7 protein-coding genes and 1 pseudogene are annotated in these 8,974 nt (G+C 72.8%); 2 read left to right on the top strand and 6 right to left on the bottom strand.

Annotated features, from left to right (window positions below):
* Both ACFWEK_RS14840 and ACFWEK_RS14835 read left to right on the top strand, forming a co-directional pair.
* Positions 1–313 (top strand): annotated as a pseudogene (locus tag ACFWEK_RS14840) (PadR family transcriptional regulator); the annotation flags it as partial.
* Positions 310–1,401 carry an inositol-3-phosphate synthase gene (locus ACFWEK_RS14835; protein ID WP_430544823.1) on the top strand — a complete coding sequence of 364 codons (1,092 nt, stop codon included), beginning with the start codon at positions 310–312 and terminating at the stop codon, positions 1,399–1,401. The pseudogene ACFWEK_RS14840 and the gene ACFWEK_RS14835, both read left to right, overlap by 4 nt.
* Before the next feature lie 55 nt (positions 1,402–1,456).
* On the opposite strand, the gene ACFWEK_RS14830 is transcribed toward ACFWEK_RS14835, so the two are convergent.
* From ACFWEK_RS14830 to ACFWEK_RS14805, 6 genes are all read right to left on the bottom strand, one after another.
* The gene (locus ACFWEK_RS14830) at positions 1,457–2,497 is read right to left on the bottom strand and encodes a Gfo/Idh/MocA family protein (RefSeq protein ID WP_430544824.1); all 1,041 of its coding nucleotides are present in this window, start codon (positions 2,495–2,497) and stop codon (positions 1,457–1,459) included.
* Complete coding sequence (locus tag ACFWEK_RS14825) at positions 2,494–3,567, bottom strand: Gfo/Idh/MocA family protein (protein WP_430544825.1); 1,074 nt, start codon at positions 3,565–3,567, stop codon at positions 2,494–2,496. The genes ACFWEK_RS14830 and ACFWEK_RS14825 overlap by 4 nt, the downstream gene beginning before the upstream one ends.
* An 8-nt stretch (positions 3,568–3,575) precedes the next feature.
* A complete protein-coding gene (locus ACFWEK_RS14820; RefSeq protein ID WP_430554537.1) occupies positions 3,576–4,463 on the bottom strand; it encodes a carbohydrate ABC transporter permease in 888 nt (295 codons plus the stop codon).
* Positions 4,456–5,430 carry a carbohydrate ABC transporter permease gene (locus tag ACFWEK_RS14815; RefSeq protein ID WP_430544827.1) on the bottom strand — a complete coding sequence of 325 codons (975 nt, stop codon included), beginning with the start codon at positions 5,428–5,430 and terminating at the stop codon, positions 4,456–4,458. The genes ACFWEK_RS14820 and ACFWEK_RS14815 overlap by 8 nt, the downstream gene beginning before the upstream one ends.
* Positions 5,427–6,728 carry an ABC transporter substrate-binding protein gene (locus ACFWEK_RS14810; protein ID WP_430554536.1) on the bottom strand — a complete coding sequence of 434 codons (1,302 nt, stop codon included), beginning with the start codon at positions 6,726–6,728 and terminating at the stop codon, positions 5,427–5,429. The genes ACFWEK_RS14815 and ACFWEK_RS14810 overlap by 4 nt, the downstream gene beginning before the upstream one ends.
* A gap of 28 nt (positions 6,729–6,756) precedes the next feature.
* A partial coding sequence (locus ACFWEK_RS14805; RefSeq protein ID WP_430554535.1) for an ROK family protein occupies positions 6,757–8,974 on the bottom strand: 2,218 nt, incomplete at its 5' end.

Raw genomic sequence — 8,974 nt, 5'->3', positions numbered from 1 at the left:
CGAGAACTTCGACGTCCGCTTCGCGTTCTTCGCGCAGACGGACGCCGAGACCCGCATCCGTATCCTCGAAGGCCGGCGAACCCGGCTCACCGAGCGGCTGGAGGCGGTCCGAGAGTCTGCCGCACGCACCCGCGAGCGGCTCGACGAGTACACCCTCGAGCTGCAGCGCCACGGGCTCGAACAGGTCGAGCGCGAGGTGCGCTGGCTCGACGGACTCATCACCACGGAACGCGACCGTGCTCTCGGCCGCGCCCGCGACCACAGCGCCGGGGTGCAGGACGCCCCGGCCCAGAGAAACAAGGAGCGAGGATGACCTCCGTCCGCGTTGCCATCGTCGGTGTCGGAAACTGTGCATCGTCCCTGATCCAGGGCGTGCACTACTACCGCGACGCCGCCCCGACCGACACCGTCCCCGGCCTCATGCACGTGCAGCTCGGCGACTACCACGTGAGTGACCTGGAGTTCGTCGCGGCGTTCGACGTCGACGCGAAGAAGGTCGGCTTCGACCTCGCCGAGGCGATCCACGCCTCCGAGAACAACACGATCAAGTTCGCCGACGTGCCGCCCACCGGCGTCACCGTCCAGCGCGGCCACACCCTCGACGGTCTCGGCGACTACTACTCCGCCACGATCGACGAGTCGGACGCCGCGCCGGTCGACGTCGTGCAGGCGCTGAAGGACGCGAAGGTCGACGTCCTCGTCTCCTACCTGCCCGTCGGCTCCGAGGCGGCGGACAAGTTCTACGCGCAGTGCGCGATCGACGCGAAGGTCGCCTTCGTCAACGCGCTGCCCGTCTTCATCGCCTCCGACCCCGAGTGGGCGAAGAAGTTCGAGGACGCCGGCGTGCCGATCGTCGGCGACGACATCAAGTCGCAGGTCGGCGCCACGATCACGCACCGCGTGCTCGCCAAGCTGTTCGAGGACCGCGGCGTCGTGCTCGACCGCACGTACCAGCTCAACGTCGGCGGCAACATGGACTTCAAGAACATGCTGCAGCGCGACCGCCTCGAGTCGAAGAAGGTCTCCAAGACGCAGGCGGTGACCTCGAACCTCGAGGGCCCGCTCGGCGGCAAGAAGGAGGACCGCAACGTCCACATCGGCCCGTCGGACTACGTCGCGTGGCTCGACGACCGCAAGTGGGCGTACGTCCGCCTCGAGGGCCGCGCGTTCGGCGAGGTGCCCCTGAACCTGGAGTACAAGCTCGAGGTGTGGGACTCCCCCAACTCCGCCGGCATCATCATCGACGCCGTCCGCGCCGCGAAGATCGCGCTGGACCGCGGCATCGGCGGCCCGATCCTCTCGGCGTCGACCTACTTCATGAAGTCCCCGCCCGTGCAGATGGAGGACACCGCGGGCCGCGCCCAGCTCGAGGCGTTCATCCGCGGCGAGGTCGAGCGCTGACGACCACCGCATGAGGACGAAGGCCGGGGCACGGACGTGCCCCGGCCTCGTCGTGTCACGCCCCCAGCCGCACCACCGCACCGCCCTCGGCGGCCGAGCGCTGCGCCGCGGCGACGACGCGCAGCGTGCGCAGCCCGACCTGCCCGTCCGGCCCCGGCGTCTCTCCCGTGCGGACGCACCCCAGGAAGTGCTCGAGCATCAGCGCGTCCAGGTTCTCGCCGAACCCGAGCCACGCCTGCCTCGTCCCCTGCGCCACGAGCCCGCCGACGTGCGCCGCGAACGGGTCGATCTCGACCGTGCCTCCGGTGCCGACCACCTGCAGCGTCAGGCCGCCCCACGTGGGCGCGCCGTCGGGCACGGACCACGAGCAGTCGACGACGACCTCCGCGCCGCCGGCGTAGGTGATGCTCACCAGCGCGCCGGTCTCGGCACGCACGTGCGGGTCGCCCCCGTGCAGGACGCGGTTGCTCACCGCGCGCACCGCGACCGGCTCCTCCCCGAGCAGCGCGTCGAGCAGGTCGGCGAGATGGACCACGTGGTCCGCGAGCGCCCCGCCGCCCGCCAGCTCGGGGTCGGTGAACCAGGCACGGCCCGCCGGCACCTTGCCGTTGTTCGTCCCCGTCCCGCCGAGCACGGTGCCGAGCGCGCCCGACGCCACCAGCCCGCGCAGGGTGCCGAACTCGGGGCTGAACCGCACGGGGTAGGCCGTCATGAGGCGCACACCGGCGGCGTCGCACGCCGCCACCATCTCCTCCGCGTCCTCGACCCGGGTCGCGAGCGGCTTCTCGCACAGCACGTGCGCGCCGGCCGCCGCGGCGGCGAGCACGACGTCCCGGTGCCGGGAGTTCTCGCTGCACACGACGACGGCGTCGGGCCGCCAGGCGAGCGCCTCGGCGTAGGTGTCCACGTAGGCGGCGCCGTGCTCCGCGGCGAACGCGGCCCCGCGGAGCTCGCCTGCCGGGGCCGTGGCGGCGTCGGGGTCGGCGGTGAGCAGCTCGACGTCGGGCCGGTCGCGCAGCAGCGCGACGTACGACGCGGCGTGCACGTGCGCGAACGACAGGATCGCGACCCGCAGCGGGGCCGGGGTGGGCGTCATGCTCGGCTCCCGGTGGTCTCGAGGTCGGCCAGGGCGCGGGCCCGGGCGGCGGTGTCCAGGGCGACGGGCTCCCCGGACGCGACGGAGGCGAGCGCCGCCTCGGCGATCTCGACGGCGATCACGCCGTCGACGGCGCTCACCCGCGGGTGGCGCGGGTCGTCGGGCGCCAACGACGTCGGGGACGCCGCGAACGCCCGGGCGACCTCCCGGATCTCCGTGAGGTACGGGCTCTCTCCGGCGGCGGGGGCCGGCCGGTCCTGCCCTCCGGCCGGGACCGGGGGGAGGTCCGACCGCACCCCCGCCGCCTCGGCCGAGTCGAACCGCAGCGTGCCGGCGTCCCCGGCGACGTGGAACGACGTCCGGAAGGTGGTGTGCGGCGCCCCCCACAGCCCCCGCACGTGACTGATCGCGCCGCCGGCGTGGGTGAGCACGGCGTGGGCGAGCGTGTGCGGGGCCCCGTCCTCCTCGAGGGACCGGCGCGTGGCATGCACGCTCGTGACCTCGCCCGCGACCCACCGGGCGAGGTCGAGGTCGTGGATCATCAGGTCCAGCACGACGCCGCCCGACTGCGCGTCGTCCGCGAACCAGGGAGACCACGCGGGGAACATGCCGCCGCGCGCGAACCGCAGCACCGCCGGCGCCCCGATCTCGCCGGACCGCACGGCCTGGCGCATCAGCGCGTACTCCGGGAAGAACCGCACGACGTGCCCCGGGTAGAGCTGCCGGTCCGCGGCGCGGGCGGCGTCGAGCATCGCGACGGCGTCGCGCGACGTGCGGCCCAGCGGCTTCTCGCACAGGACGTGGCGCCCGGCCGCGAGGGCGGCCGACGCCACCTCGAGATGGGTCGGCGTCGGGGTCACGACGTCGACCACGTCCGCGACGTCGAGCAGCTCGTCGAGGCCGGCGACGACCCGTCCGCCGTGCGCGGCCGCGAGCTCGGCGGCGCCGTCCGTCGAGTGGACGACGAGGTCCGCGCCGAGGGCGCGCCACGCCGGCGCGTGGGCCCGGGCGATGCCGCCCGCGCCGACGAGGCCGACCGTGAGGGCAGGGGAAGGCTCTGCGGCAGTCATCGTGCTCCCTACTTGAGTCCGGAATGGGCGAGACCGTCGATCACACGGCGCTGCATGACGACGAAGAGCAGGAGGATGGGCGCCATGGCGAGCGCGCTGGCCGCCATCATCACCGTGTAGTCGGTGGTGGTGCGCCCCGCGAACGTCGCGATGCCGGCCGCGAGCGGCATGCTCTCGGCGCGGGTCGAGACGACGAGCGGCCACAGGAGGTCGTTCCAGGACCACAGGACGGTGATGATCGTCAGCGCGCCGAGGCTGGGCCCGGCGAGCGGCAGCATGACCCGCCAGAAGACCTGGAACGGGTTGGCGCCGTCGAGCCGCGCAGCCTCCTCGAGCGAGTCGGGCACGCCCCGGAAGAACTGCATCATGAGGAACGTGCCGAACGCGCTGAAGATGCCGGGGGCGGCGATGCCGGCCACCGTGTTCAGCCAGCCGAGCCCGTTGATGATCTGGTACTGCGGGATGAGGTACACCTGCGACGGCACCATGAGGATGGACAGCACGAGCGCGAGCAGCACGCCCCGCAGCGGGAACCGCATGCGCGCGAACGCGTAGCCCGCCATCGAGCACAGCACGAGCTGGCCCACCGTGCGCGCCACGGTGATGGAGACCGAGACCCAGAACTCCTGGAGGAACGGGAGCTTGGAGAACACCTCGGCGTAGTTGCCCCACTGCAGCTCCCCCGGCCAGAACACCGGGGGCACGCTCATCACCTGGGCGTTCGTGGACAGCGACGTGAGCAGCTGCCACACGAACGGGAACACCATCACCACGCCGCCGACGGCGAGCAGCACGTGCGCCCAGGCGTTGGAGCCGTGGCGCGACGTGCGGCGACGCGGCGCCGCCGGGCGTCCGGCGACCGCGGGGGCCGTCGTCGTGAGGGTCGCGTCAGGCATAGGTGACCCACCTCCTCTGCATGCGGAACTGGAGCAGCGTGACGGCGCCGACGATCAGCAGGATCACCATCGCGATGGCGGCGGCGAAGCCCTTGTCGTTGCGCAGGAAGGCCTCGTTGTAGAAGAGGTAGACGAGGGACTGCGTCTGCCGCATCGCCGGGTTGGCCTGGCCCATGAGGGCGTACAGCAGGTCGAACAGCTGGAAGCCGTTGATGACCGTGATGACGGTGACGAAGAAGACGCTGGGGGTCAGCAGCGGGACGGTGACGGAGCGGAACTGCCGCCACGCCGAGGCGCCGTCGAGCGACGCCGCCTCGTAGAGCTCCGGCGGGATGGTCCGCAGCCCGGCGGAGAGGATGATGATCGCGAAGCCGAGCGACGTCCACAGGCCGACGACGGACACGGCGACGAGCGCGAAACCCGGCGTCGAGGTCCACGACGGGCCGTCGATACCGACCACGGCGAGCGCCTGGTTGAGGATCCCGAAATCGCCGTTGAAGATCAGCCGCCACACCATCGCCACGGCCGTCGGCATCGCGACGTAGGGCATGAAGTACAGCACCCGGTAGAACGCCGTGAACCGCATCCCGGGCCGGTGCAGCAGGCTCGCGACGAACATCGCGATCGGGATGCCGAGCAGCACGATCGCGGTGTAGACGAGCGTGTTCACGACGGCGGTCCCCAGGTCGGGGTCGCGGGCGAGGCGCTGGTAGTTCTCGAGCCCCACCCACGTCTGGCCGCCGAAGGCGCCCCACTCGGTGAGGCTGAAGTAGCCGGTCTGGACGATCGGCCACAGGTAGAACAGGACCACGCCGAACATCGTGGGCAGCACGAAGAGGACGGGCCACCAGCCGTCGTACCCGCGCCGGGGCCCCCGGGGCGTGGTGCCCCCGGCCGCGGTGCGTGGGGCGGAGCCCCGGGCGGGAGCGACGACGCCCGCCCGGGGGGATCGGTCGACGGAGGTCATTCCTTCGCGAGCTCCTCGTTCATGGCGTCGGCCAGCTCCTGGGCGACCTCCTCGACGGGGCGCTCCCCGGAGAGCGCCTGCGGCAGCAGCTCGGTCTCGAGCGCGTTCCACGCCGCCGTGTTCTGCGAGATCGGGTACGGGAAGGCCATGTCCTCGGCCGAGTCGATGAAGACGTCGATGCCGAAGCTCGGGACCGAGTCGACGAACGCCTGCTGCGTCCCGGTGTAGGCAGGGTTCGCCACGCCCATCTCCGCCTGCGTGCGCTGCGCCTCCTCGGAGCCGAGGTAGGCCAGGAAGGCGTTGGCGGCCGCCTTGTTCTCGCTGTCCGCGGCGACGACGTTCCCGACGCCGTGGATGACGGTGGCGCGCCGCTCGGGCCCGGCGGGGAGCCGGACGATGCCGAAGTCGTCCTTGTTCGGCGAGTCCTTCATCTCCGCGACGGACCAGTTGCCGGACCAGAACATCGCCGCCTTGCCGGAGCCGAACCACACGTTCGGCTTGGTGTCGGACATCTGCTGGAGGGTCGGCGCGGCCCCGTCGGCGATGAGGTCGGCCCACAGCTGGAGCCCCTCGGCGGCCTGGGGGCTGTCGTACCCGGACGTCGTGCCGTCGTCCGAGATGATCTGTCCGCCGGCCTGGAGGATCGTGTTGTAGTAGCTGCTCTGGCCGATGCCGTTGATCTCGGAGACCACCCCGTAGACGCCCTGGTCGGAGAGCTCGTCCGAGATCGCGCCCGCCGCGTCCTGGAACTCGTCCCACGTCCAGTCGTCGGTGGGGAGGTCGACGCCGGCCTTCTCGAAGAGCGCCTTGTTGTACCAGAGGGCGACGGTGTCGAAGTCCTTGGGGACGCCGTACTGCGTGTCCTCGAACGAGTAGAGCTGGTTGAGGGCGTCGGGGTACTTCGACGGGTCGATCTCGCCGGCGTCCACCAGGCCGGTGATCGGCTGGAGCAGGTCGTTCGCGGCGTAGAGCTGGACGTTCGGGCCGTTCATCCAGAACACGTCGGGCAGCGTCCGGGACTCCCCCTGCGTCTGCAGCTTGGTGAAGTACTGCTGGAACGGGGTCAGGTCCACGGTGACCTTGATGTTCGGGTACGTCTCGTTGAAGTCCTTGATGTTCTGGTCGATCGCGGGCTTCTGGTTCTCGTCCCAGATCGCGTACGTGATCTCGGCCTGGGCGTCGGTCGGCGCGACCTCGGCGCTGTCCTCGGCGGCGTCGCCGCCGCCCCCGCACGCGGAGAGCGTCAGTGCCACGGCCGCGACGCCCGCGAGGGACGCGCTGCGCAGGAGATGCTTCATCGGGGTGCTCCTCGGGTTGATGGGTCTCTCAGGTCCGCGGCGTCGGTACCGCGGGGTCGACGTCGTCGTCGAAGTGGGCCGCGACCTCGGGGGCCACGGGTCGGACACGCTGCGGCGCGGACCCTGCGCGCAGCGAGACGGTGGCGGCGATGCCCGTCGCGACGGCGTCGCGGGCCATCACCGGCGAGGTGGTGATCGGCGCGCCCTCGGCCACGTGCCGCAGGAACTCGTCCACGGTGAGCCGGTCGGCGTCCTGGTGGCCCGGGCCGGCCGCGTGCACCGGGTGCTCGACGTCGCCGTGCTCGGACCACGACGTGCGGCGGTTCCACACCCGGACCGAGGCGCCGTCGCCGTCCCCGACGTTCTCGAGCCGGCCGCGGGTGCCGATCACCGTGTAGTTGCGCCAGTAGTCGGGCGTGAAGTGGCACTGCTCGTAGCTCGCGAGCACGCCGTTGTCGAGGCGCATGAGCATCATCGACGTGTCCTCGACGTCGATCGTCGGGTGCAGCCCCGTCTGCTCGAGCGGCGGCCAGTTGTCGTAGGAGAACCAGTCGGTCATGAGCTGCCCCGTGCGGTCCGCGCGGTCCGTCACGCGCCCGTAGACCTGCAGGTCGCCCATCCCGACGACGTCCCGCGTCGTGGAGCCGGCCAGCCAGTGGATGACGTCGATGTCGTGCACGGCCTTCTGCAGCAGGAGCCCCGTGCTGCGCGCGCGGTCGGCGTGCCAGTCCTTGAAGTAGTAGTCGCCGCCGTTCCCGACGAAGTGCCGGCACCACACGGCCTGCACGTCGCCGATCTCGCCGCGGGCGACGACGTCCCGCATCGTCCGCACGACCGCCATGTGCCGCATGTTGTGGCCCACGTAGAGCCTGGTGCCGGTCTCGACCGCGGCCGCGAGGACGCGGTCGCAGTCCTCGGTGGTGGTGGCCAGCGGCTTCTCGAGATAGACGGCGACGCCCGCGCGCAGCAGGTCCTCGGCGATGTCGGCGTGCGTGTCGTCGGGGGTGCAGACGAAGGCCGCGTCGACGCCGTCCGCCGTGCCCGCCCGGCCGACCAGGCCGCGGTGGTCGGTCGCGAACGCGGTGCCCGGGCCGAACAGCTCCTGCGCGCGGGCGCGGCCCGCGGGGTCGACGTCCACCGCCTCGACGACGCGGGCCGGGACGCCCGTGCGGCCCACCCATCGTGCGAGCCCGGCGCGCGCGCCGACCCCGACCACCGCGACCCGCAGCGGCTCGCGGACCTCCGCCGCCCGCGGCTGCTCCGGGCCCTCGGCGTCGTCCACAGCCTCCGCCACGGTGGCCGGCGCCGAGGACGGCGTGGCGGCGGCGAGCGCCTCCGCGAGGGAGACCCCCGGCTCCGCGGCGCTCAGCGGCGGAGCCGCGACGTCGCTGCTGCCGTAGACGTCCCGCGACCCGACCTCCAGGGCCCGCACGAGCGCGCCGAGGGCCGCGCCGTCCGACGCGAACGCGGACGTCACCAGCGACGCCGCGGCACGCGGCCGCACGAGCCGGTCGACCTCCTCCTGCAGCGGCGCCCGGAGCAGCTCGCCCGCGCGGGACAGGCCGCCGCCGAGCACCACGCACTCCGGGTCCGCGACCATGGCGAGCGTCGCCACTCCGGGGGCCACGCGCCGCGCGTACTGCTGGAGCAGGCCGAGCGCCGCGCCGTCGCCCTCCTGGGCGCGGAGCGCGACCTGCTCGGCGCCGCCCGCCTCCTCGATCTCCCGGAGCAGGCTGCCCTCGAGCCAGCCGTCCCAGCCCATCCACTCGAAGTCCCCGACCTCGCCCGCGGCGAACCGGTTCCCGCGGTAGACCTGCCCGCCGAGCACGAGCGCCGCGCCGACGCGGTAGCCCAGCTGCACCAGCACGACGTCGTCCGCGAGCCGGGCCGCACCCAGGGCGTGCTCGGCCAGGGCCGCCATGTTGATGTCGTTCTCGACGACGACCGGGTGCTCGCCGCCGGTCGAGAGCCGGCCCGCGAGGTTGACGCCGGTCCAGTCGGGGATCGGCAGCGAGAGGCGGACCCGCTCGCCGTCCACGATGCCGGGCACCGCCGCCGCCAGGGCGGCGACGCGCGACCGCGGCGCCCCGACCGCGTCCAGGAGCTCGCGCTGCACGGCGCGGGCCGTCTCGAGGCGCTCGACACCGTCGACGGGGCCGTCCACGGTGCGCCGCACGACGGCGCGGACCTGCCCCGCCAGGTCGGCCAGCATCCCGGTCACGGAGTGCACGCCCAGGTCGAGGCCG

The sequence above is a fragment of the Isoptericola sp. NPDC060257 genome (assembly GCF_042726645.1).
GTDB lineage: Bacteria > Actinomycetota > Actinomycetes > Actinomycetales > Cellulomonadaceae > Isoptericola > Isoptericola nanjingensis.
Note: the sequence above shows the minus strand (reverse complement) of the source record. Positions and strands in the feature narration are given on the sequence as shown.

Coding starts and splice junctions, on each gene's coding strand:
- ACFWEK_RS14830 (WP_430544824.1), bottom strand. CDS start 2,497: ATGACGCCCACCCCGGCCCCGCTGCGGGTCGCGATCCTGTCGTTCGCG.
- ACFWEK_RS14820 (WP_430554537.1), bottom strand. CDS start 4,463: ATGCCTGACGCGACCCTCACGACGACGGCCCCCGCGGTCGCCGGACGC.
- ACFWEK_RS14810 (WP_430554536.1), bottom strand. CDS start 6,728: ATGAAGCATCTCCTGCGCAGCGCGTCCCTCGCGGGCGTCGCGGCCGTG.
- ACFWEK_RS14825 (WP_430544825.1), bottom strand. CDS start 3,567: ATGACTGCCGCAGAGCCTTCCCCTGCCCTCACGGTCGGCCTCGTCGGC.
- ACFWEK_RS14815 (WP_430544827.1), bottom strand. CDS start 5,430: ATGACCTCCGTCGACCGATCCCCCCGGGCGGGCGTCGTCGCTCCCGCC.
- ACFWEK_RS14835 (WP_430544823.1), top strand. CDS start 310: ATGACCTCCGTCCGCGTTGCCATCGTCGGTGTCGGAAACTGTGCATCG.